This is a genomic window from Formivibrio sp. oc-25 (genome assembly GCF_055810895.1).
On sequence record NZ_JBVVOL010000001.1, the window covers coordinates 242,117 to 266,129 of the forward strand.

21 protein-coding genes and 1 pseudogene are annotated in these 24,013 nt (G+C 58.4%); 10 read left to right on the forward strand and 12 right to left on the reverse strand.

Annotated features, from left to right (window positions below; all coding sequences use genetic code 11):
• The first annotated feature begins 57 nt into the window (after window positions 1-57).
• Window positions 58-480 carry a PACE efflux transporter gene (locus tag AC0KVQ_RS01275; RefSeq protein WP_473419283.1) on the forward strand — a complete coding sequence of 141 codons (423 nt, stop codon included), beginning with the start codon at window positions 58-60 and terminating at the stop codon, window positions 478-480.
• A 136-nt stretch (window positions 481-616) separates the two neighbouring features.
• Here the strand turns inward: AC0KVQ_RS01275 and AC0KVQ_RS01280 are convergent, their stop codons facing one another.
• Window positions 617-931, reverse strand: a complete 315-nt coding sequence (locus AC0KVQ_RS01280) for a DUF2322 family protein (RefSeq protein WP_473419284.1) — start codon at window positions 929-931, stop codon at window positions 617-619.
• A gap of 126 nt (window positions 932-1,057) precedes the next feature.
• Here AC0KVQ_RS01280 and AC0KVQ_RS01285 point away from each other — a divergent pair, with 126 nt between their 5' ends.
• Complete coding sequence (locus AC0KVQ_RS01285) at window positions 1,058-1,669, forward strand: EF-hand domain-containing protein (RefSeq protein ID WP_473419285.1); 612 nt, start codon at window positions 1,058-1,060, stop codon at window positions 1,667-1,669.
• Window positions 1,670-1,745: 76 nt separating this feature from the next.
• Here the strand turns inward: AC0KVQ_RS01285 and iscX are convergent, their stop codons facing one another.
• The 11 genes from iscX to AC0KVQ_RS01340 all read right to left on the reverse strand — a co-directional run bounded on the left by iscX (window position 1,746) and on the right by AC0KVQ_RS01340 (window position 12,165).
• On the reverse strand, window positions 1,746-1,940 hold the full coding sequence (gene iscX, locus AC0KVQ_RS01290; protein WP_473419286.1) for a Fe-S cluster assembly protein IscX: 195 nt from the start codon (window positions 1,938-1,940) through the stop codon (window positions 1,746-1,748).
• A 79-nt stretch (window positions 1,941-2,019) separates the two neighbouring features.
• The gene (gene fdx, locus AC0KVQ_RS01295; protein ID WP_473419287.1) at window positions 2,020-2,358 is read right to left on the reverse strand and encodes an ISC system 2Fe-2S type ferredoxin; all 339 of its coding nucleotides are present in this window, start codon (window positions 2,356-2,358) and stop codon (window positions 2,020-2,022) included.
• Between the two features lie 12 nt (window positions 2,359-2,370).
• Entirely contained in the window at window positions 2,371-4,230 is a 1,860-nt protein-coding gene (gene hscA, locus AC0KVQ_RS01300; protein ID WP_473419288.1) for a Fe-S protein assembly chaperone HscA, read from the reverse strand.
• Window positions 4,231-4,316: 86 nt separating this feature from the next.
• A complete protein-coding gene (gene hscB, locus AC0KVQ_RS01305; protein ID WP_473419289.1) occupies window positions 4,317-4,847 on the reverse strand; it encodes a Fe-S protein assembly co-chaperone HscB in 531 nt (176 codons plus the stop codon).
• A 106-nt stretch (window positions 4,848-4,953) separates the two neighbouring features.
• Window positions 4,954-5,277 carry an iron-sulfur cluster assembly protein IscA gene (gene iscA / locus AC0KVQ_RS01310; protein ID WP_473419290.1) on the reverse strand — a complete coding sequence of 108 codons (324 nt, stop codon included), beginning with the start codon at window positions 5,275-5,277 and terminating at the stop codon, window positions 4,954-4,956.
• An 82-nt stretch (window positions 5,278-5,359) separates the two neighbouring features.
• The gene (gene iscU / locus AC0KVQ_RS01315; RefSeq protein WP_473419291.1) at window positions 5,360-5,740 is read right to left on the reverse strand and encodes a Fe-S cluster assembly scaffold IscU; all 381 of its coding nucleotides are present in this window, start codon (window positions 5,738-5,740) and stop codon (window positions 5,360-5,362) included.
• Window positions 5,741-5,849: 109 nt separating this feature from the next.
• Window positions 5,850-7,061 (reverse strand): IscS subfamily cysteine desulfurase, encoded by a 1,212-nt coding sequence (locus tag AC0KVQ_RS01320; RefSeq protein ID WP_473419292.1) that lies wholly within the window; start codon window positions 7,059-7,061, stop codon window positions 5,850-5,852.
• A gap of 13 nt (window positions 7,062-7,074) precedes the next feature.
• Entirely contained in the window at window positions 7,075-7,563 is a 489-nt protein-coding gene (gene iscR, locus AC0KVQ_RS01325) for a Fe-S cluster assembly transcriptional regulator IscR (protein WP_473419293.1), read from the reverse strand.
• Between the two features lie 114 nt (window positions 7,564-7,677).
• A complete protein-coding gene (cysE, locus tag AC0KVQ_RS01330) occupies window positions 7,678-8,430 on the reverse strand; it encodes a serine O-acetyltransferase (protein WP_473419294.1) in 753 nt (250 codons plus the stop codon).
• 129 nt (window positions 8,431-8,559) lie between these two features.
• Entirely contained in the window at window positions 8,560-10,704 is a 2,145-nt protein-coding gene (locus AC0KVQ_RS01335; protein WP_473419295.1) for a methyl-accepting chemotaxis protein, read from the reverse strand.
• A gap of 153 nt (window positions 10,705-10,857) precedes the next feature.
• Window positions 10,858-12,165, reverse strand: a complete 1,308-nt coding sequence (locus AC0KVQ_RS01340) for an EAL domain-containing protein (RefSeq protein WP_473419296.1) — start codon at window positions 12,163-12,165, stop codon at window positions 10,858-10,860.
• A 289-nt stretch (window positions 12,166-12,454) separates the two neighbouring features.
• On the opposite strand from AC0KVQ_RS01340, the pseudogene glgB reads away from it, so the two are divergent.
• From glgB to glgC, 8 genes and pseudogenes are all read left to right on the forward strand, one after another.
• Window positions 12,455-14,605: pseudogene (glgB, locus tag AC0KVQ_RS01345) on the forward strand (1,4-alpha-glucan branching protein GlgB); the annotation flags it as partial.
• A gap of 32 nt (window positions 14,606-14,637) precedes the next feature.
• Complete coding sequence (locus AC0KVQ_RS01350; RefSeq protein ID WP_473419297.1) at window positions 14,638-15,666, forward strand: DUF805 domain-containing protein; 1,029 nt, start codon at window positions 14,638-14,640, stop codon at window positions 15,664-15,666.
• Between the two features lie 158 nt (window positions 15,667-15,824).
• Window positions 15,825-17,132, forward strand: a complete 1,308-nt coding sequence (locus tag AC0KVQ_RS01355) for a DUF3422 family protein (RefSeq protein ID WP_473419298.1) — start codon at window positions 15,825-15,827, stop codon at window positions 17,130-17,132.
• Window positions 17,133-17,139: 7 nt separating this feature from the next.
• Entirely contained in the window at window positions 17,140-19,230 is a 2,091-nt protein-coding gene (gene glgX, locus AC0KVQ_RS01360; RefSeq protein WP_473419299.1) for a glycogen debranching protein GlgX, read from the forward strand.
• Window positions 19,231-20,862 carry an alpha-D-glucose phosphate-specific phosphoglucomutase gene (locus AC0KVQ_RS01365; RefSeq protein WP_473419300.1) on the forward strand — a complete coding sequence of 544 codons (1,632 nt, stop codon included), beginning with the start codon at window positions 19,231-19,233 and terminating at the stop codon, window positions 20,860-20,862.
• Window positions 20,863-21,152: 290 nt separating this feature from the next.
• Window positions 21,153-21,884 (forward strand): FadR/GntR family transcriptional regulator, encoded by a 732-nt coding sequence (locus tag AC0KVQ_RS01370; RefSeq protein WP_473419301.1) that lies wholly within the window; start codon window positions 21,153-21,155, stop codon window positions 21,882-21,884.
• Between the two features lie 33 nt (window positions 21,885-21,917).
• Entirely contained in the window at window positions 21,918-22,640 is a 723-nt protein-coding gene (locus AC0KVQ_RS01375; protein WP_473419302.1) for a FadR/GntR family transcriptional regulator, read from the forward strand.
• Between the two features lie 92 nt (window positions 22,641-22,732).
• Window positions 22,733-23,998, forward strand: coding sequence for a glucose-1-phosphate adenylyltransferase (gene glgC / locus AC0KVQ_RS01380; protein WP_473419303.1), 1,266 nt, complete (start codon window positions 22,733-22,735; stop codon window positions 23,996-23,998).
• The last annotated feature ends 15 nt before the right edge of the window (window positions 23,999-24,013 follow it).

Here is a 24,013-nt window from a genome sequence, read left to right on the forward strand (position 1 = left end):
TTCATCTTATCAGGGTGGTAGATTGCAGGCTGAATAATCTGCTTGAAGGCTATTTCCGTGAGAACCGGTTCTGATCGAATACGCCATGCCATCGGCTTTGAGGTGATTGGCTTGCTGTTGTGCATTCCGCTGGCAAGCTGGATCACCGGCAGCGATATGGCGCATATGGGTGTGGTGGGCATTGCCATTTCCATAGCGGCAACCGCCTGGAATTACCTGTACAACCTCTGGGTCGACAGACTGATGCTGTCGTGGCTGGGCAGGCTGGAAAAGACGTACATGGAGCGGATGCTGCACGCGGTGTGTTTTGAGCTGGGCCTGCTGCTGCTGACCCTGCCGGTGATTGCCCATACGCTTGCGATGGGCTTGATTGATGCCTTGCTGCTGGATATCGGCTTCGTGGTTTTCTACGTGATCTACGCGTTTTTCTACAATCTGGCCTATGACCGCTGGTTTCCGATTCAGATCATGCCTAGGTAGACTCTATTGATCCGGCCTTGTCATGTTTTGGACAGGTTCTAGCTCGTCACCCCGGCGCAGGCCGGGGCCCAGGCAATCCATCCTGGATTCCGGCCTGCGCCGGAATGACGACTTCTTGAAACCTCAATGGGTCTGATCAATCGTTCTGGATCAGCCGTACCGCCAACGGTTGGCCTCCTTCTGCCAATGCAATCAATCGGTCGATATTCGGATGCTTGCCCGGATTAGTGATGGCGTCGGCCGTGTGTTCGCCATACAGGCGCAATCCTTTATCCGCCGCTAGCGCATCAATGGCACCGAATTCCTGGTAGAGCGCGTGATAGACGCGCAGGCTGCCAGCCTGGCCCGGTTTGTTTTCGATGCGTGCCAGCACCTCGTTGCGATCCAGTAGTTCAATGGCTGCCAGATGGTCGATGGCGGGCAGGCTGGCGAGTGTTTCGGCAAAAGTCATCGGTATTCCTTTTCAAAAAAATGGGCAGCCGTGTCAACCGCTTCCATGGCATCGGCGTTAATTGCTCAATCGCGCGATAAACGATTCAAGCAAATTGGAAAACACGGATTGTAAAGGAGTATGACCATGAACACGCTCATCAAAACCTTGCTGATTTCTGCCGCTGTGGCGCTGGCCTATCCAGCCATTGCCGCAGGCCCTGCCTCGGCACCGCGTTTCAACCAGCAGGAAATGACCAAGGAACAGCACATGAAATATGCGGAAGACCGCTTCAATGCGCTGGATACCAACAAGGATGGCAAGATTACCGCCGATGAACGTGCAACCCAGCGTAAAGGACGCGGCATGGGCCCCGGTGCGTCGATGCCGGCGGAAGTGACGCGCGCGCAGCACATGAAGTTTGCCGAAGATCGCTTCAATGCGCTGGATGCCAACAAGGATGGCAAGATCACCAGCGAAGAACGTGCTGCCAACCGCAAAGGTCGTGGCATGGGTCCTGGCGCAGGCATGCCGGTGGAAATGACACGTGAGCAGCATATGAAGTATGCGCAGGAGCGCTTTGATGCCATGGATACCAACAAGGATGGCAAGATCAGCGTGGAAGAGCGCCAAGCCAAGCGCCAAGGCAAGCAAGGCATGATGCGCGGCGGTCGTGGTTCCGGTCCGGATGGTCGCGGTTACGGGCCTGGTCCGCGCGGCGGGTGGGCGCCTCAGGCTTCGACGCCAGCTCCCAAGTAATTCTGCCGAGCAGCAAAAAGCCCGTCGACTTGCATTGACGGGCTTTGTTTTGGGGCGAGCCAATCATATCCGGCAGTTACTCGGCTTCATCCATCCAGGCCAGTTGAATGGCTTCCAGGATTTTCTCGCCGCAGTGCTTGGGATCGTCGTTGAAATCGGGCAGTGCAATGACCCATTTCATCAGGTCCACGAAGTTGATGGTTTTCGGGTCGACTTCCGGGTGTGCCTCGGAAAGTTCAATGGCAATGAGGCGGGAATCAGTCCATTTCATGGGTTATCTCCGGCTATCGTGGGATGGAGGGTTGGGAGTGGTTTGCCCATTCCCCATTTACGACTCCCCATTCCCGGTTTCAGTGATGTTCTCGTGCGAGATTGATCGTGTACTTGGGCAGCTCGATCACCAGATCTTCGCTGCCGACTACGGTCTGGCAGGAAAGTCGTGAGGTGGCCTCCAGCCCCCAGGCTTTGTCGAGCTGGTCATCTTCAAGTTCATCTGCCTCGTTCAGGCTGTCAAAACCTTCGCGCACGATCACGTGACAGGTGGTACAGGCGCACGATTTTTCGCAGGCATGTTCGATCTCGATACCGTTTTCCAGCAAGGCATCGATCACCAGTTCGCCCGTTTGCGCTTCAATAACCGCACCGTTCGGGCATAGGGTGGCATGGGGCAGGACAACGATTTGTGGCATCACAGGTTCCTTTCAGCCGATTTCTTCCACTTTATGTCCGGCCAGGCCGGTCTGCACCGCCTTGTCCATGCGCCGGGCGGCAAATTCGCTGCTGGCATGGTTCAGGGCTTCAGTCGCGGCAGCAATGGCATCCGCATCGTCAGTGCCTGCAACGGTCTGCAGTGCGGCGACGGCTTGGTCGATTGCAGCGCGTTCGTCGGTGTTGAGCAGGTCGCCATCGACGGCCAGGGCGCTGTTGATGGCGTTCAGGATGCTCTCCGCTTCCACGCGTGCCTCAGCCAGTTTGCGCGCCAGCTTGTCATCCTCGGCATGCTGCATCGAGTCGGTCAGCATGCGGGTAATGTCCTCGTCCGATAGCCCGTAGCTTGGCTTGACGACGATATGCGATTCAATGCCGGTCGATTGTTCCTGTGCCGAGACTGAAAGCAGACCATCGGCATCGACCTGGAAGGTAACGCGGATGCGTGCCGCGCCGGCTGCCATGGGTGGAATGCCGCGCAGCTCGAAGCGCGCCAGCGAGCGACAGTCACTGACCAGCTCGCGCTCGCCTTGCAGTACATGGAAGGCCATGGCGGTCTGGCCTTCCTTGAATGTGGTGAATTCCTGCGCGCGTGCGGTCGGAATGGTGCTGTTGCGCGGGATGATCTTCTCGACCAGTCCCCCCATGGTTTCCAGGCCAAGCGAAAGCGGGATCACATCAAGCAGCAGCCAGTCATCCTCGCCACGGTTGCCGGCCAGCACATTGGCCTGCATCGCCGCACCCAGCGCGACCACCTTGTCCGGGTCGAGGTTGGTCAGCGGTTCCATCTTGAAGAAGTCGGCCACGGCCTTGCGGATATGCGGCATGCGCGTGGCGCCGCCTACCAGCACCACACCCTTGATGTCTTCCACTGCCAGCTTGGCATCGCGCAATGCTTTGCGTACCGGCAGGATGGTTTTCTGAACCAGATGCGCAGTCATGGTGTGGAAGCAATGCGCCGGAATTTCCAGATCGACAGCACGGCCATCGGAAAGAATGGCCGAAACGCGCGTCGAATTGTGTTCTGTCAGCGCTTCCTTGGCTTCACGTGCGTGGGTCAGCAGCAGACGGGCATCCTGGTCGTTGAGCCCGGAGAGTCCGGCTTTTTCCAGAATCCAGCAATACAGGCGGTGGTCGAAGTCATCGCCGCCGAGCTGGGTATCGCCCGAGGTGGAACGCACTTCGAATACGCCGCGCGTGAGTTCCAGGATGGAGACATCGAAGGTCCCGCCGCCCAGATCGTAAATGACGTAAGTGCCTTCGGCGCCGTTGTCGAGCCCGTAGGCAATGGCTGCGGCGGTCGGTTCGTTCAGCAGGCGCAGCACATTAAGGCCGGCCAGTTTGGCTGCATCCTTGGTGGCCTGGCGTTGCGCATCGTCGAAGTAGGCGGGCACGGTGATCACCGCGCCGACGAGTTCGCCACCGAGGGATTCTTCTGCCCGGATTTTCAACGTGCGCAGAATATCGGCCGAGACTTCAACCGGGCTCTTCACGCCAGCAGCGGTACGGATCTGCAGCATGCCCGGCGCTTCGACAAAGCGGTAGGGTGAGGCCAGATCGGCAATATCCTGTAAACCGCGTCCCATGAAGCGTTTGACCGAAACAATGGTGTTGGCCGGATCGCGATTTTGCCGTGCCTGCGCGGCATGGCCGACCGTGGCGGTGCCATCGGCCGCGTAATGCACCACGGAAGGCAGCAGGCTGTGGCCTTCTTCATCGCCCAGAACAACGGTGGTGCCGCTACGTACGGTGGCCACCAGCGAATTGGTCGTGCCCAGGTCGATGCCGACAGCGAGGCGGTGCTGATGGGGGGCGGCGAACATGCCAGGTTCGGAGATTTGTAATAGGGCCATTTTGTGTGAGGCGTGAGGGGTTAGGGGTGAGGTGTGATGCGTTGGTGCACAGCAGTCGCTGCATGCACCAGTGCTTCATGCCTCGCCTAAAACATTACCTGTTCAATCGCATCGCTGATTTCTTCTTCCAGCTTTTCCAGAAAGCGCAGCTTGCGCACCGCCAGCGCGGCTTCAGGGAAATTGCGTTCGGTGTCGATCAATGCGCCCAGATTATCTTCGAAAGCATGGATCTCGGCACGCAACTCGCGGCTCAATTCCTCCAGCCGATCCAGATTCTGACTGGTCTTTGCTTCTTCAATGGCTTCGCGCCACTGCATCTGGTTCATGAGGAAATCAATCGGCATCGCCGTATTGGTTTCCTCCTGCGTATCGACGCCATTGAGCTTGAGCAGGTAGCGTGCACGGGCCAGCGGATTTTTCAGGGTTTGCCAAGCCTCGTTGACCTGCGTGGAAGCCTGCAGCGCCAAGCGCTTGGCTGCTTCATCACCGGCGGCACTGCGATCAGGATGACACTCGGCTACCAGCACACGATAACGTGCCTCGATATCGCGCACGTCCTGCGTGAAAGTCTGCGCGAGGCCAAACAGGGCAAAGTGGTTTTGGGTGAAGTCGATCATGGCGAAGGCAGTGAACAAAGTGAAGTAGTGAACAGGTGAACGCGTGAATTTGTGGAATGTGATCTGACTCGTTCACATGTTCACTTATTCACTGGTTCACCGCAGTTCAGACGTTAAAGCTTTCCCCGCACCCGCATTCGTTCTTGACGTTGGGGTTGTGGAACTTGAAGCCTTCGTTCAGGCCTTCCTTCGCATAGTCGAGTTCGGTGCCGTCAAGCCAGGCAAGCGATTTTTCGTCAGTGATGATCTTGACGCCATGGCTTTCAAATACGACATCTTCCGGATTCAGCTCATCAACAAATTCCAGCTTGTAGGCCATGCCGGAACAGCCGGAAGTTTTCACGCCCAGTCGAATGCCAACGCCTTTGCCGCGCTTGGTCAGGAAATTGCTGATATGGGCAGCGGCTTTTTCGCTCAGTGTCAGTGCCATTGTTAACCCCAGAGAGTGGGGAGTGGGGAGTGGGGAGTCGAGGGTGTTTCCCCTTACCACTCCCTACTCTCTACTCCCAGGTTTACTTGTGCTTTGTCTTGTAATCCGTAACTGCGGCCTTGATCGCATCTTCGGCCAGAATCGAGCAGTGGATCTTGACCGGTGGCAAGGCCAGCTCTTCGGCGATCTGGGTGTTCTTGATCGCAAGCGCTTCGTCCAGCGTCTTGCCCTTGACCCACTCGGTAACGAGCGAGGAGGAGGCAATGGCCGAGCCGCAACCGTAGGTCTTGAATTTGGCATCTTCAATCACGCCATCTTCGCCAACCTTGATCTGCAATTTCATGACATCACCACATGCCGGTGCGCCAACCATGCCGGTCCCTACCGAATCGTCACCCTTTTCGAACGAACCGACGTTGCGCGGATGTTCATAGTGATCGAGTACTTTTTCGCTGTATGCCATTTTTTGCTCCTTTCAGTCGCCAGTGAACGAGTGAACAGGTCAGCGGCTTCGCCGCTGTGAACAAGGGTTTACTCGTTCACCTGTCCACTGTCCCACGTGTTCACAGTCTTTAATGCGCCGCCCATTGCACGCTGCCGATATCCACACCATCCTTGTACATCTCCCACAGCGGCGAGAGTTCGCGCAATTTGCCGATCTTTTCGTGGATCAGTTTCACTGCGAAATCGATATCGGCTTCGGTGGTGAAACGTCCGATCGAGAAGCGGATCGATGAGTGCGCCAGTTCATCCGAGCGGCCAAGTGCGCGCAATACATAGGAAGGTTCCAGGCTGGCCGAGGTACAGGCGGAGCCGCTGGACACCGCCAGCTCCTTCAGTGCCATGATCAGCGATTCGCCTTCGACGAAGTTGAAGCTCACGTTCAGGTTGTGTACCACACGCTGTTGCATGTCGCCGTTGAAATGCACTTCCTCGATATCGGCCAGGCCATCTCTCAGGCGATCGCGCAGCATGCGGATGCGTTCGTTCTCGCTGGCCATTTCTTCGCGGGCGATGCGGAAGGCCTCGCCCATGCCAATGATCTGGTGCGTGGCCAGCGTACCGGAGCGGAAACCACGCTCATGGCCACCGCCATGCATCTGCGCTTCCAGGCGCACGCGCGGCTTGCGGCGGATATACAGCGCACCAATGCCCTTGGGGCCGTAGGTCTTGTGCGCGGAGAAACTCATCAGATCGACCTTGAGCGTGGCCAGGTCGATCGGCATCTTGCCGGTAGCCTGCGCAGCATCAACGTGGAAGATGATGCCGCGTTCACGGCACAAATCGCCAATGGCTGCGATATCCTGAATTACGCCGATTTCATTGTTGACCGCCATCACCGAGATAATGATGGTATCCGGGCGGATGGCAGCCTTGAGTACGTCCAGATCAAGCAGGCCATTTTCCTGCACGTCCAGATAGGTGGCTTCAAAGCCTTGGCGTTCCAGTTCGCGTACGGTATCAAGCACGGCCTTGTGCTCGGTCTTGACCGTGATGATGTGGCGTCCCTTGCTCTGATAGAAATGCGCCGCGCCCTTGAGGGCCAGATTGTTGGATTCGGTGGCACCACTGGTCCAGACAATTTCCTTGGCATCGCAGTTGACCAGGCGGGCAACCTGTTCGCGGGCCTCTTCCACGGCAGCTTCGGCTTCCCAGCCATAGGCATGCGAGCGCGAGGCCGGATTGCCAAAGTGTTCGGTCAGCCAGGGAATCATTTTCTCCGCCGCGCGCGGATCGACCGGTGTCGTGGCCGAGTAATCAAGATAGATGGGCATCTTGCTCATGGGCTTACCTTTTTCAATGGGCATTGACGCGCGCTGCCGCCTCGGTGATGCGGCCGATGCGTTGTTCGAACTGGATGACGTTTTCGCCGCGTTGACGTGCTTCGAAGTGCTCGATCAGTTGCGATAGCGTCACCGACTCCAGGTATTGATATATGGCGTTGTTCAAGCCTTCCCACAGATCGTGCGTCATGCAGGTCTGCTCGTCGTGGCAGTTGTGGCCGCCGGCACATTGCGTGGCGTCGAGTGGTTCATCGACGGCCACGACGATGTCGGCAACGGTGATTTCGTTGATCGGGCGGGCCAGGCAGTAACCGCCACCAGGGCCGCGCACCGAATCCACCAGATTGCGCCGGCGCAGCTTGCCGAACAGTTGTTCCAGATAGGATAACGAAATGCCCTGGCGTTCGCTGATCCCAGCCAGCGTAACCGGGCCGCCCTGGGTGCGCATTGCCAGATCCAGCATGGCAGTCACAGCAAAACGACCTTTGGTGGTGAGGCGCATGATTCTTTCCTTGCTTCGTTTCGATCTGAGCTGATCGTAAAATATCCTAGTGTTTTAGTCAACTAAAAGGCCTGATTATTTAGTCAACTATTGCCCGTGTCGAGCAAGGGAAAATCAATCGACAATCTTGTTCAGATAGTTGGGATCAAACTTGTCGGCCGTGGCACGTTCTTCCTCGCAGTTCACGCCCAACTGCTCGAGCTTGGCCAGGATCAATTCGATGCGCTTGTCCGCCGTGACCGAGTGATCGAGCAGGCCATGGATGGCCTTGACCATCGGATCGTTCATGTCGCTGGAGATGCCGTAGGCGGAAAAGCCGAGCCGCTCGGCTTTCTGTTCGCGCACCTGTTCCGATTCGCTGTCGAGAATGCGTGCCGGGATGCCGACAGCGGTGGCGCCGGCCGGTACATCCTTGACCACCACGGCATTGGAACCGACCTTGCTGCCGGCATGCAGGGTGATCGGGCCGAGTACCTTGGCGCCGGCCCCGATGATGACGCCAGGCTCCAGCGTCGGGTGGCGTTTGCCGGCTTTCCACGAGGTGCCACCCAGCGTCACGCCATGGTACAGCGTGCAGTCATCGCCGATTTCGGCGGTTTCGCCGATCACGACGCCCATGCCATGGTCGATAAAGACACGGCGGCCGATGGTGGCTCCCGGATGGATTTCGATACCGGTGAGAAAACGCGAGAGATGCGAGACAAAACGCGCCATCAGCTTCCAGTTTCGCTTCCACAGGCCATGAGAAACGAGGTGCAGGGTCAGCGCGTGAAAGCCGGGATAGCAGATCAATACCTCCAGCGTCGAGCGGGCGGCAGGATCGCGGTCGAAGACCACGCGAATGTTTTCACGCAGGCGGGCGAACATGGCAGCTATGGCATTCCCTGTAAAACCCGTTATTTTACTCGGGAATGCCATGCTCGGGGTGAGACATCTTTACGTTGGCTCGAACAGCGCCAGGCTGATGTTGCCAGGGCGCTGTTCGGGTCATGGGTGCTACTGGGCAGCGGCGACCTTGAACTGTGCCGCCAGACCATCGAGTTGATGCACGGCGGCAGCGGTTTCGGCCAGGCTATGTTCGGAACTGTCGAGCGCATGACGCATGGTTTCGGCCGTACCGGCGACCGAGCGGATGCGCTCGCTGTGGGCGTTGCTGGATGCCGCAATATGCTGGATCGTGGCCAGGATATTGTTCACCATGGATTCAGTGCCGCTGCGATCCGATGCGCTTTCCACTGCCAGCTTCAGACCGGCTTCCAGTTCGCCCATGCCGCTTTGCATGGCGGTGACGGCACGATCGGCCTGTTCTTGCACGCCTTCGATCATGCCGCCGATCTGCATCGTGGCATTGCGGGTGCGCTCGGCCAGCTTGCGCACTTCATCGGCCACCACGGCAAACCCCCTGCCGGATTCGCCCGCACGTGCGGCTTCGATTGCGGCATTGAGCGCGAGCAGGTTGGTCTGGTCGGCAATTTCCTTGATCACCAGCACGATCTGGTCGATTTCGGTGGTGCGCTGCTGCAATTCGCCAATGGTTGTGGCCGAATGGGTGATGCGCTCGCGGATGGTGCCGGTCATGCCTTGCAGATCCTCGAACTGTTTTTGCGCGCCGGCAAAGGTGCGCGCGAGATCGGCGCGCATGTTGTTGGCTTGCAACGATGCCGTATTGATTTCCAGCATCTGCTCTTCCAGCGAATCGAGAATGTGCTGCATCGAATCCAGTACTTCCTGCGCGCGAGTACGCGTGGTGGCGCTGGCATGCATCTGCGCCTGATTGGCGCCACTGACATCGCCATTGATACGGATCACGCGCCCGACCAGACCTTCCATATTGTCGATGAGGCTGTTGATCCACTGCGCCGTAGCGGTGATTTCATCGCGATGCTCGCTAGGTCGGGGCAGGCGGATCGACAGGTTGCCGCCCCCTTCGGCCACGGTCTGTACCGTGCGGGCCGTCTCGTTAAGACGGGCAGACAGCGGATTGAGGTACAGGCGATGGAACAGGATGGCTGTGAAGGCCAGGCTGCCGGCCACGGTCAGCAGGGTTTGTGGTCCGCTCAGATCAAGTGCAAAGCAGAATCCGGCTGTTATTGCCAGCGTTGTCAGATCCGCCAGCAGCAAGGCCTTGCTGGCGCGATAACTGGTTGGTCGCGCGCGGTAGACCTCTTCCAGATCAGCTTCGCACATCATGCCCCAGGTATCGGGCGAGCCCGGTAGCTGGAAGGTGACCCCCTTGCCGATCACCGGAATATGGCGGTAGTCGGAATAGCCGGGGTATTTCACATACAGGTTGTGACCCTTGCGGATAGTTTCGCGTACGCCCGGATGCAGCTGGCGGGTGGCTGGATCGGTAAAGACCAGTTCAAGCTCGGTATGGTTCTGCACGCGCACCATACCGAAATCGGTGTGCACGCCATCCTTGAGGTTGTCGCCCAGCGAGAATGAACGATCTTCAAAACGTGAGCGCGATAGCGCCACGCCCGGCTGGATGGCGGGGTCGAACACCGGCTTGGCCATGAACAGATAGTTGTCGCCCGATTCATGGAAGACATGGCCACCTTCGCGCTGGATCAGATCACCCACCACGTCATTCGGTACGCGAGCGCACAGGATGGCGGCCAACTGGTTGGCGCGCATCACCGGCAGCAGGAACAGCAGGGTCACGGCATCATGGAAGTTGGAGGTGCTCGGGCCGATCTGCTGGGTCAGCGGGTCGATGAACGGGCCGTACAGGAAGCGTTGCTTGCGGGCGGCCTCCACCACGCGCGACGGGATATCGGTTTTGCCAACATGGGCCGGGTAGCTGGAGGCCAGCACCTTGCCTTCGGCGTTGAGTACGAACAATTCGGATGCATCGCGGCAGATCTTGAGCCGGGCGGATAGCCAGTCATTGCCCAATTGATCGGTGCCGGGCAAAGCCTGAGAAAAGCCGTCAAGATGGGCCCATTGCTGGTTGGCCCAATCCGTGAGCAGTTTGACGCGGGTCTGGGCAATGCCCTCGAACGCATTTTCCAGCCATGGATAACGCCGACGGTTGAGCCGGGTAGTCCAACGCATCGCGATTTTGCCTGTTTTGCCAAACCAGGGAAGCCAACTGCGCTCTTCGCTGGATAGGTCCATCAAGTCGCTTTTCAAAGCCATTTTTTCCCTCTGCTTATTATTGGTGCAAGTCTTTTTGAGTTTGGTGCGCGCAGTGTGTTGTCAGCAGAAATCGTGCCATATATCAGTGCGAGCTGATCTCTGGTGTCAACTTGGTGGAAAACCTTACTGCCGTGATGGTTCAGGAAGATTTGACTAGTCGAGCAGGTGTTGCGGAATGCGTACGTCTCCGCAGACAACGTGAACCTTGCTATTGAGCTTGAAACTGGCAGAAACCGTCACGCATAGATCGGCGCTGGAGGACGACAAGTAAGGACGTGTGACCTGAGCCTTGCCGAAATTCTCCACGGCACGCCTGAAGTATGGGCGGCGGGACCAGCGCGAGCCACGTGTGTCGGCCAGTGGGGCCAGTCGCGGGTCGATATTCGGCGTGGCGTGCGGCGCCCAATGATTGAGCCCGACCTGTCTGCCATGCTGGTCTAGCAGATAACTGAAGTCCGACAGCGGCAGTTCGAGAAAGGAGGCACTGGCTTCAGCCAGGCTGCGTCCGGCAGACAGCAGCACTGCAGCGTAGCCGATCGCGTTCAGGTAGGGTGCCAGCGCCTGCTTGTGCTGGGTGCGATCCTGCTTCATGCGTGTTTCGAAACTGGTCCACAAGTCGTCGATCACCATTTCGGCATTGCCGCGCTGGGCCAGACGGGATTGAGGGCGCCCCAGCAAGTAGCCCTGCACAAAATCGATATCGGAATCCAGGGCGATATAGCCCTGTTCCTCGGTTTCGACGCCTTCGGCCAGTACCATGGCGCCGGCTTCGTGCAGCAGCGATACGATCTGGGGCAGCAGGCGGCGGATACGTTTCTGCTCGGCGGCCTGGACGATCAGATTGCGATCAAGCTTGACGATCTGCGGCCGGATTTTCCAGACCCGGTCAAAGTTGGAGCTGCCGGCACCAAAGTCATCCAGCGCGATCAGGCAACCCATCTCGCGGAAAAATGCCACGGCAGATTCAAATTCCTGCTGATTCTTGACCGACTCTTCCAGTACTTCGATGACCAGCCGGTGTGGCGAAAAATCGAGTGTCCCCAGCATGCGACCCAGCGATTCCTCGTTGCGAATGCTCTTGGCCTGCAGGAAAACTTCCGGGGTCATGTTCAGAAACAGCCAGCCATCTTCATCCGGGAAGTGCTGAAAATTGCTGATGTGCAAGTGGTGGCAAAGCCGATCAAGTTGTTGGCGTCGGCTGCCATCGTAGCTGTTGAGCAACTCCAGGGGCGAGATCGGCGTGCCATCGACTGCCAGCGGGCGCAGCAGCGCTTCATAGCCAATCGGGCGTTGCGCAGACAGACCATAGATCGGCTGGAAATGACTGGTCAGTTGATAATCGCCAAAGGCCACGGAGTGAGGTGTGGTAGCCGCTTGGTCATCTGGCGCAGGGAAAGCCAACGGACAGGAGGATTGCGATTTGGCCTTCATGGCGGCGTTGGCAAGCAGATTCGGATTCATGTGCCCGGTTCAGCAATTGGCGTGCCAGCTTCAATCAAAGTTGTAATGTGGCAGCCCGCGCCACCTCCGAATACGCACGGCATTCATTCTGGAAATCCCTTGTGTGATATCCGGGTGCACCGTTTTGGGTTTGTGGTGGGAGTGACTGCTTTTTTGTGGTGCATGACTTCACTGTCTGGTCTGCGCGTGGATAGGCGCTTTGCGCCGCCTAATGAATTGGGCGGGTTTATGCCATACTGGTGTTGTCTGTCTCTTGCGCGAGTTCTTCATGCCTTTCTCCACGTTCAATGAAGCGGTATCTGCCATTTGCGAGGGTCGCCACGGCGATCCATTTTCCATTCTTGGCTTGCACAAGGAAGGCAGTCGCCAGGTTGTACGCGCATTTCTGCCCAATGCCGAGCGCTGTGTCGTGTTGCACGATGGGCGCGAACTGGCCGAGCTGGCGCGTATCGATGCGCGCGGTTTTTTTGCAGGCACCTTGCCGGCGCAAACCAGCTGCCTGAATTATCGCCTGGGCGTGCGTTGGGGCGATTGGGATGTGGAAATCGACGATCCTTACCGCTTTCCGCCGGTGCTGGGCGAGCTGGATGTCTGGTTGCTGGCGGAAGGTACGCACTACCGGCCGTTCGAGCGCATGGGCGCGCATCCGTGCGAGATGGCAGGCATTGCCGGCGTACGTTTCGCCGTGTGGGCGCCCAATGCGCGCCGGGTGTCGGTCGTGGGAGATTTCTGTTGCTGGGATGGCCGGCGTTTTCCGATGCGTGCGCGGCGTGAGTGCGGCGTATGGGAAATCTTTCTGCCCAGTGTAACCGAGGGTGCGCTGTACAAATTCGAGATTCTGGATGCCAATGGCCAGATCCAGCTTAAATCCGACCCGTACGGATTGGCTGCCGAATTGCGCCCGGGTACGGCGTCGAAAGTGGCACATCTCCCGCCTATCGTTTCTTCAAATGCGGTGCGGAAAAAGGCCAATGCCCTGGATGCACCGGTGAGTATCTATGAAGTGCATCTGGCATCGTGGCGACGCAAGCCCGATGAAGCTAACCGCTGGCTGAGCTGGCACGAACTGGCCGACGAGCTGGTGCCGTACGCGTGTGACATGGGCTTCACCCATCTGGAACTGCTGCCGATCAATGAGCATCCGTTCGACGGTTCGTGGGGCTATCAGCCACTGGGCATCTATGCGCCGACCTCGCGTTTCGGCAGTCCGGAGGATTTCCGCTATTTCGTCGACAAAGCGCACGAGGCCGGGCTGGGCGTGATCCTGGATTGGGTGCCAGGACATTTCCCCTCCGATGCGCACGGCCTTGCGCATTTCGATGGTACGCATCTGTTCGAACATGCCGATCCGCGCGAAGGTTTTCATCAGGACTGGAACACGCTGATCTACAACTTCGGTCGCAATGAGGTGAGCAATTATCTGGTTGGCAATGCGCTTTACTGGATCGAGCGCTATGGCGTGGACGGTTTGCGTGTCGATGCCGTGGCCTCCATGCTGTACCGCGATTATTCACGCAAGGAAGGCGAGTGGATTCCGAACGAGTTCGGTGGGCGTGAAAATCTGGAAGCCATCGATTTCCTGCGCCGCATGAACGAGATCGTCGGCATCGAGCGCCCCGAGGCGATCACGCTGGCGGAGGAATCGACCGCTTTTCCGTCGGTGAGCCGGCCGCCGTTCATGGGTGGGCTGGGTTTTCACTACAAGTGGAACATGGGCTGGATGCACGATACGCTCGAATACATGCATCAGGATCCGGTGCATCGCAAGTATCACCATAACAAGCTCACCTTCGGCATGCTCTATGCCTATTCGGAAAACTTTGTACTGCCGCTCTCGCATGACGAAGTTGTGCACGGCAAGGGTTCGCTCCTGTCGCGCATGCCGGGCGATACCTGGCAGCAGTTTGCCAATCTGCGTGCCTATTACGCTTTCATGTGGGCCTTCCCCGGCAAGAAGCTGTTGTTCATGGGCGGTGAATTCGCACAGGGACGCGAGTGGAACCACAACGAAAGCCTGGATTGGCACCTGACCGAAATCGGCTGGCACAAGGGCGTGCAAACGCTGGTGAAGGATCTGAACCATCTCTATCAGCGCACGCCTGCCCTGTATCAGGCGGATGTCGAACCGCGCGGCTTCCAGTGGATCCAGCCGGACGATCACGATAATTCCATCCTGAGCTTTGTTCGCTATGACAACAACGGCCAGTTCGTGGTGGTGGTGTGCAACTTCACCCCCGTGGTTCGCCACAACTATCGCATTGGCGTGCCGCAAGCCGGCAGCTATCGGGAGATTCTCAACACCGACTCGAACTGGTACGGCGGCAGCAATGCCGGCAATACTGAACTGCACAGTGAAGCGCTGGCACGCCATGGGCATGGCCATTCATTGGGCCTGACTTTGCCGCCGCTGGCGGTGGTGTATCTGCAACCACTCGGTTAGGATTCGGTTCTTTGTCAATCACGGGAAAGAAAATGTCTGAGGAGAAGACAGTCAGGCTGGTGTTCAACGGGGTGTTGCAGCCCGGTCGCAGCCTGCAGGAGGTCAAGGCCGGCCTGCCGGATGCCCTGAAACTGTCTGCCCAGCAGGTGGAAGGTTTGTTCCTGGGTGGGTCGGTCGTCATCAAGCGCGGTTTGCCCGAATCCAGGCTGGCTGCCTACCTCGACTATCTGGCCAAGACCGGCTTGTGTGTCGACGTCGAGGATGAAGCCGTTGCCTCGGTGTCTGCCGCCGCAGACCTGAAGGAGCCGGCAGCAACGCCGGTAGAATTCGAGCAGATGGTGTGCCCGCAGTGCGGGGCGAAGCAGCCCAAGCGAACGCTCTGCCGCGAGTGCGGTGTCGATATGCCGCGTTACGCGGCGGCCCAGGCTGTATTGCGCGACGCGCCGCAGCCCGTGCCGCCTCAGGCCAAGAAGGTGACAGCACCCACGTATCCCCAGTCAGAGGAAGAGGCTCTGCCCGGCATCTTCGGCTTGAGCTTCTCCGGCCGGCTCAACCGGATGCGCTATTGCATTTATGGTCTGGCCCTGTATGCCCTTCTGATCGTGGCGGTGCTGCTGCTGGTGGGATCGATGATGGCGGGTTCCATGATGTCGAACATGTTCAGCGACACCTTTGCTTTCTTGGCCATCATTCCGCTTGGCCTGCTTTTCCTGGCCAGCATGTTCTATGGTTTCCGTTATTCCGTACAGCGCCTGCACGATATGGGTTACAGCGGCTGGCTGGTGCTGCTCAGCTTCGTCCCCTTTATTGGCTGGTTGATCTGGCTGGTACTGCTGGTCTGGCCTGGCAGCAAGGGCAGCAATGAATACGGACCCCCGAATCCGCCGAACTCCACGGTGCACCAGGTCATTGCCGTCGGCCTGACGGTGCTGCTGGTGGTCTTGGTGGCGGTGGGCTTTGGCAAGATGATGACCATGTCCGTGGGTGAGATGCGCTATGGTCCCTGGCATATGCAAACCCCGTCCGAACAAGAAGAAACCCCGCGGCTGGAGCGCATGTAGCCGTCATGGTGGATTGTTGCAATCCGATGGATTGCCGAGTGTAACAATACACATTCTCGCTGATGCGCAGTCTGGTACAGAGGCAGGTATGATCTGGTGATCATGCTCTTAGAGCCTGCTCATGGTCTCCTTGGGCAGCTTCTTACCGGAGGATCACAATGACGAACCCAACCGCCATGCTGGTCGATCATCCCCTGCGCCACGAGCTCAATGAGGTCATTCTGGCGCGCCCGTTTCTGCCCTTACCAGCGCCGTGTGCCGTCAGCTATCTCGTTTACCTCAACCGCAATCTGAGTGCCGAGCAGGAAATCTGGTTGCTGGGCCAGTTATGCGCGCATTTCGATTGCGATCCGCCGCAAGCGGGCATGGTTCAGTTCGATTGCGAATTGTGGCCGCAGCTGCGTTTCCGCTGGTCGCGCCATGGCGAATTTTCGACACTGGCCTGGATTCGGGATCAGGATGAGAACGAGCCGTTTACCGATTCGCCGCGTAACCTGATGCCGGCCGACTGGTTGGGCCAGTTGCCGCGCAATGTATTGCTGGCTGTTGAAGCAGTGGTGCGCAAGGAAGCAGATCTGCCGGCTGATGTCGAAGTGCTGGCCAGTCGCTACTTTGCCGGCAACGATCTGATCGGCGCACAACTGGCCGACGGTGCCGGGCTGGCCTATACCGACTACCGCATCCACCCGGATGGATGTTCGCGCTATGTACTGGTCAGCAAACAGATGGGGCCGCGCCAGTCCGGCCGCATGCTGCATCGCCTGCTCGAAGTCGATACCTACCGCATGATGGCCTGCCTGACCTTGCCGCTCGCCAAGAGCTTGCAGCCTGAATTATCCCTGACCGATCAGGAACTGACCGAATTGACGACCGCCATGCCCGATGCGCGCCAGGATGACGAACCCATGCTGCTGGATCGGCTTACGCAACTGGCGGCCAGGATCGAAAGCGCGCTCTCGCGCACTGATTCGCGTTTTTCCGCCGCGCGCGCCTATTTTGAAATCGTGCAGCGGCGGATTCGCGAACTGCGTGAATTGCGCATTCCCGGCACGCAGCCTTTCTCGGAGTTCATGGAGCGGCGTCTGCATCCGGCCATGGAGACCTGCGAATCGGTCGCCCGCAGTCAGCGCATTCTGGCCAAACGCGTCAGCCGTGCCTCGGCCCTGTTGCGCACGCGCGTCGATGTGTCGCGCGAAAAGCAGAACCAGCAAGTGCTGGCCTCCATGAACCGGCGCGCGCATCTGCAGCTGCGTTTGCAGGAAACGGTGGAAGGGCTCTCGGTGGCAGCGATTACCTACTACACCGTCGGGCTGGTGGGTTATGCGGCCAAGGGTATCAAGGTGGCCGGCGTGCATGTCGAGCCGGAGCTGGTCACCGGCATTGCCATTCCGCTCGTGGCTGGTTTCGTGGCGTATGGTTTGCGCCGCATGCGCAAATCGCTGGCGCTGCGGCATCCGATTGATTGAGGTCGATATGGCAAATACCCTGCTTCCCGGAAAACCGTATCCACTGGGCGCGCATTTCGATGGACAGGGGATCAACTTTGCCCTGTTTTCCCTGCATGCCGAGGCTGTGACGCTGTGCCTGTTCGATGCCGAAGGTCGGCAGGAATTGCAGCGACTTTCCCTGAATGCGCAAACGGCTGGGGTCTGGCATGGCTACCTGCCCGGCGCGCAGCCCGGCCTGATCTATGGCTACCGGGTGCATGGCCCGTATGACCTTGCGCGCGGGCACCGCTTCAATCCGGCCAAGCTGCTGCTCGACCCCTGTGCGCGTGCGCTGGTCGGAGCGTTTCACGATGATGTAGTTCACTACGGATTCGATCCGGCTGCGCCTCATCTACCTTCGCATGCTGACAATGCCGCGCAGGCGCCCAAGGCTCGGGTGATCGACGAGCCCTTCGACTGGCAAGGCGATGTGCTGCCGCGTATTCCGTGGGCGCGGACAGTCCTCTACGAAGCGCATGTCAAAGGTTTGACGCGCCTGCATCCGGCTATCCCGGAAGACCTGCGCGGCAGCTATGCCGCACTGGCGCATCCGGCCATGCTGGCACACCTGCAACAGCTGGGTATTACCACGCTGGAATTGCTGCCCGTTTTTGCCTTTGTGGACGAGCCGCGCCTGCAGCGCCTGGGGCTGCGCAACTATTGGGGCTACAACCCGATTGCCTGGTTCGCCCCGGAAGCGCGGTACTGGTCCGGTCGTGCCGGCACCACGCCCTTGTCCGAATTCCGGGAGATGGTCAAAGCCCTGCATGCCGCCGGCATCGAGGTGATCCTGGATGTGGTGTTCAACCACAGCGCCGAGAGCGATGAAGAGGGGCCAACCCTGTCATTGCGCGGCATCGACAATGCCGTGTACTACGCGCGCACCGCTGCTGGTGAATATGAAAACTGGACCGGCTGTGGCAATGCGTTGAATCTTGCGCATCCGCGCGTAGTGCAACTGGTGATGGACAGCCTGCGCTACTGGGTGGGCGAATGCCATGTCGATGGCTTCCGCTTTGACCTGGCCGTGACCCTGGGGCGGACTTTGCACGGCTTTGACCCGGCTGCCGCGCTATTCGCGGCTATCGAGCAGGATCCATTGCTGGCCGGCTGCAAACTGATTGCCGAACCGTGGGATATCGGCCCCGGCGGTTATCAGATTGGCCGATTCTCCGCAGGCTGGAGCGAATGGAATGATCAGTTCCGCGATACGTTGCGTCGATTCTGGTTGCATGATGGTGCCAGCCGGGCCCAGTTCGCCCGCCGTTTTGCCGCATCGTCTGATTGTTTTGAACAAGCCGGCCGTACGCCGGCTGCCTCGATCAATTTCCTGACCGCGCATGACGGTTTCACTTTGGCGGATCTGGCCAGCTACAACCACAAGCACAATCTGGCCAACGGTGAGCATAACCGCGATGGCCATAGTCATAACCTGAGCTGGAACTGCGGTGAAGAGGGTCCGACGAGCGATCCGCATGTCAAGCTGTTGCGCCGCCATGTGCGCCGGGCCTTGCTGGCCAGTCTGTTGCTGGCGCAGGGCACGCCGATGCTGCTGGCCGGTGATGAAATCGGCCAGTCACAACAGGGCAACAACAATGCCTATTGCCAGGACAATGCCATCAGTTGGCTGGACTGGGCCGCGGCGGACACCGAATTGACGCATTTTGTGGCCGAGTTGCTGGCAATTCGACGCGCGATACCCGTGCTTAATCTGGATCAATGGTGGCATGGCAAGGCCGATGCGGCGGGTGTGGCCGATGTGGTGTGGCTGAATCCATCCGGTACTGTGCTGGAGCCCCATGACTGGAATGATCCGGCTGGCAAGGCCTTGATGATCAGGCTCGGCGGCAGCTGGTTGCTGCTGGTGAATGCCTCCGCACATCAGGTGCATTTCCATCTGCCGCAGGGCGATTGGCGTTTGCGGCTGACCAGTGCCGATGATCCAGCGCAAGGATGCGAGGATTTTGTTGCATCCGCGCGCAGTGTGACCGTGCTTTGTTTGGCGGATCGGCAGGCATTGGCCAATAATTCGAAGGCTGTACCACTCATTATGAAAAAAACGAGAGAGAGCAGGTAAATGACCGTTCTGACTATTTCAACCGCGCCGATCGCCGGCCAGAAACCCGGCACGTCGGGCTTGCGCAAGAAGGTTACTGTCTTCCAGCAGCCGCATTATCTGGAAAACTTTGTCCAGTCGATTTTTGCTACTGTCCCGGCGCTGCAAGGCGGGGTGCTGGTGTTGGGCGGGGATGGGCGCTTTTACAACCGCGTGGCCGTGCAGACCATCCTGAAAATGGCAGCCGCCAACGGCGTGGCGCACGTGCTGGTCGGGCAGGGCGGTTTGCTCTCGACCCCGGCGGCGAGTTGTGTGATTCGCAAACATGCCGCCACCGGCGGCATTATCCTGTCCGCCTCGCATAACCCGGGCGGGCCGGATGGCGATTTTGGCATCAAGTACAACATCAGCAACGGTGGCCCGGCTCCGGAAAAAATCACCGATGCAATTTTTGCGGCTACCCAGCAAATGCAGGAATACCGCATCAGTGATGCGGCGGATATCCTGCTCGATGTGTGTGGTCGCTACACGCTGGACGGCATGCAGATCGATGTCATCGATCCGGTGGCTGATTATGCCGAACTGATGCAGCAGATCTTTGATTTCGATGCGATCCGTGCCTGGTTTGCCCAAGGACATCGCATCCATTTCGATGCAATGTCGGCGGCTTCCGGGCCGTATGCCAAGCATATTTTGGAAGACTTGCTCGGTGCGCCGGCCGGCAGCGTGGTCAATGCCGTGCCGCTGGAGGATTTCGGCGGGCACCATCCCGATCCGAATCCGGCCCATGCCACAGATCTGATTGCAGCCATGGCGGCGCCTGATGCACCCGAGTTTGGCGCTGCCAGCGATGGAGATGCCGACCGCAACATGATCGTCGGCCGCAATTTCCTGGTCTCTCCCTCGGACAGCCTTGCCATCATGGCTGCGCAGGCCACGCTGATTCCTGCTTACAAGAGCGGTATCAGCGGCATTGCACGCTCGATGCCGACTTCCTGTGCTGCCGATGCCGTGGCCAAGGCCTTGGGTGTGCCGTGTTATGAAACGCCGACCGGCTGGAAATTCTTTGGCAATCTGCTCGATGCTGGCCGGGCCACGCTGTGTGGCGAGGAATCCTATGGCTCTGGTTCCAACCATGTGCGGGAAAAGGATGGTGTCTGGGCGGTGCTGTTCTGGCTCAATCTGCTGGCTGCCACGGGTAAGCGCGTGGAAGAGATCGTGCAGGCGCACTGGCAGCGTTTTGGCCGTCATTACTACAGCCGTCATGATTACGAAGCACTCGATACCGGAATTGCCAATGCCTTGATGCAGGCGCTACGCGAGCGTGTGGATTCCCTGGCTGGACAAACGCTCAATGGGCTGATGGTGGCCAAGGCCGATGATTTTGCCTATGACGATCCGGTGGATGGATCGGTTTCACGCCAGCAGGGTATCCGGGTAATTTTCGACAATGGCGCGCGCGTGGTGTATCGCTTGTCCGGCACCGGTACGGAGGGTGCTACCTTGCGTGTGTATCTGGAATGGTTCGAAGCAGACCCAGCCGGTCATGTCGTGCCGGTGCAGGAGAAACTGGCTGGCCTGGTGGCCATTGCGCGTGAGCTTGCCGGTATCGGCGAACGTACCGGCCGCAGCGGCCCGGATGTGATTGCCTGACGCCCTGCTTCTGTCGCCCGGGATGTTCGAGGATCAAAATCCTCGAACATCCCCTCACACCTCACACCTCACACCTCACATCCAGATGGCCAAGCCGATTTGTTTACCGGTCACAATGTAAAAATGCATGTACATGTTTTTTTTTAGCGCATGTGTCGCTATGATCACCTCATATACCAGTTGATCTGGTAAGACCATAAGGCCAAATTGTTTGCAAGGATAGCCGCTGCAGCCGGCTTGCATGGGGAATTGGCCTTCCATGGATAATAACGACGAGGTAACGGTGCGCCATGCCCATAGAATCTGTTGATAACCGCCGACTGTATCGCTTGATTGCCGAGCAGATTTCGCAGTTGATCGAATCCGGCGAATACAAGCCTGGCAGTCGTCTGCCACCTGAAAGAACGCTGGCCGCCCAGCTCAATGTGAGCCGTCCGACTGTGCGCGAAGCGCTGATTGCACTCGAAGTCGAAGGCTGGGTGGATATCCGTGGCGGTACTGGGGTGTTTGTGCTGGAGCGCTCGGAGCCGTCGGTCATCAGCGAGCACGCACCATCCGGCCAGGCCGCCAGCAACCTGCCGCCGCCGGGCCCGTTTGAAGTATTGTATGCGCGAGATCTGATCGAACCGGACGTTGCAGCGCTTGCCGCCAAAAATGCTACGCCCGAACATATTGCCGCCATGGCGCAAGCCTTGGGCGAGATGGTGTGCTGTTCGGCCAGTGATCCGATGAATGTCGAATACGACCGGCGTTTCCATCATTTCCTGGCAGAGGCCACCGGCAATGGCGCACTGGTGCAAACCGTCGATACCTTGTGGTCGATGCGTACCGATCCTCTCTATCTGCGCTTGCAGGATCATTTCCATAATGAATCGATCTGGCAGCGCGCAATCATCGAACATCGCGAAATCCTTGAAGCCATCAAGCGGGGCGACGCCAAGGCTGCCCGGACGGTGATGCAGCGTCACCTCAAGAACATCAAGACACGTTTTGTTTCCAGTTGGCAGGAACTGGAAGAGTAAACTTCGCCCACGCTTACCGCCGACAGACTACGTATGCCCATTGAATCGATTGATAACCGTCGCCTTTATCGCCAGATTGCCGATCAGATCAGCCGTCTGATCGATTCCGGCGAGTATCCGCCCGGCTCACGCCTGCCGGCGGAAAGAGTGCTGGCCGAGAAATTGAACGTCAGCCGGCCTACGGTGCGTGAAGCATTGATCGCACTGGAAGTTGAAGGCTGGGTGGAAATTCGCGGTGGTGCCGGTGTATTTGTGCTGGAGCGCGCGGTGGTGTCTGCAGTAACGGAAGTTCCAGCCCCGGTGGCAGGTGGGGTCACCATCACGCCCGGTCCGTTCGAAGTCCTGTTTGCGCGCGATTTGATCGAGCCGGATGTTGCCGCGCTGGCAGCCAAGCATGCCACGGCTGAACAATTGGCCGAACTTTCCAAAGCATTGGGCGATATGGTTTGCTGTTCGGCCGATGACCCGATGCATGTGGTACATGATCGGCGTTTCCATTTCGGATTGGCTGAAGCTTCCGGCAACAGCGCCTTGCTGCTTGCGGTGCAGGCGTTGTGGATGCCGCGGGAGCAAGCGGTATACATGCGCCTGGAAAAGCATTTCCATACGGAAACAGTCTGGCAACGTTCCATCCTGGAGCATCGAGAAATTCTCGAAGCAGTCAAGCGGCGGGATGCCAAGGCCGCACGCACGGCCATGCATCGCCATCTGAAGCAGGCCGAGATGCGCTTCGCATCCAGCTGGAAGGAAGAATAACCACACTTTCGCCATGTTTTTGCCGCGAGTTCGGCAAAATCCCATCCGAGCTGTTACTCTTTGAAGGGAGAAACACGCAAAGGAGAGGAAGCATGGATGATTTGATGTTGGCACGCCAGTTGCCGAAACGTACTGTGGCGCTGGTGTTGGCAGGCGGGCGCGGCAGTCGCCTGAAAGCATTGACCGATAACCGGGCCAAGCCAGCAGTCTACTTTGGCGGCAAGTTCCGAATTGTGGATTTTGCGCTATCAAACTGCATCAATTCTGGCATTCGCCGTATTGGCGTCATCACACAGTACAAATCGCATTCCCTGTTGCGCCACTTGCAGCGTGGCTGGTCGTTTCTGCGCAGCGAATCCAACGAATTCATCGATCTGCTACCCGCACAGCAACGGGTGGATGAAGAACACTGGTATCGTGGTACTGCCGATGCGGTCTATCAGAACATGGACATTATCCGTAGCTACGAGCCGGAATATGTCGTGATCCTGGCGGGTGATCATATCTATAAGCAGGATTATTCGCGCATGTTGCTGGATCATGTCGAATCCGGCGGTGAATGCACCGTGGGCTGCATCGAAGTGCCGCGCATGGATGCCACCGGTTTTGGTGTGATGGCGATCGATGAAAACCGCAAGGTGACTGCCTTTGTCGAAAAGCCGGCTGATCCGCCGGCCATGCCGGGCAAGCCGGATATCGCGCTTGCCTCGATGGGTATTTACGTTTTCAACGCGGATTACCTGTACCGTCTGCTGGATGAGGATATCGCCGATGAAAAATCCAGCCATGATTTTGGCAAGGATCTGATACCGAAGGCCGTGTCTGAGGACAAGGTCTACGCCCACCCGTTTGGCCTTTCCTGCGTTTCGAGCGGCCCCAATGCGCCAGCGTACTGGCGCGATGTCGGTACCATCGATGCCTATTGGGCTGCCAACCTTGATCTGGCCTCCGTTACCCCGGAGTTGGATCTGTATGACAAGAACTGGCCGATCTGGACGCACCAGGAGCAGTTGCCGCCGGCCAAGTTCGTGCAGGATATCAATGGCTCGCACGGCATGACGCTGAATTCGCTGGTATCCGGCGGTTGCATTGTCTGCGGTTCGCTGGTGATCAATTCTGTCTTGTTCTCCAAGGTACGCATCGATTCGTTCTGCACCATCGATTCCGCCGTCATCATGCCGGGCGTGACGGTCGGCCGGGGCAGCCGCTTGCGGCGTTGCGTGATTGATCGCGGCTGCGAAATTCCGCCTGGGATGGTTGTCGGTGAAAATGCCGAAGAAGACGGCCGCCGTTTTGAGCGCAGTGAAGGCGGCATCGTGCTGATCACGCCGGACATGTTGAAAAAACTGCAAGCGTAATTGATGCTTTTTCGC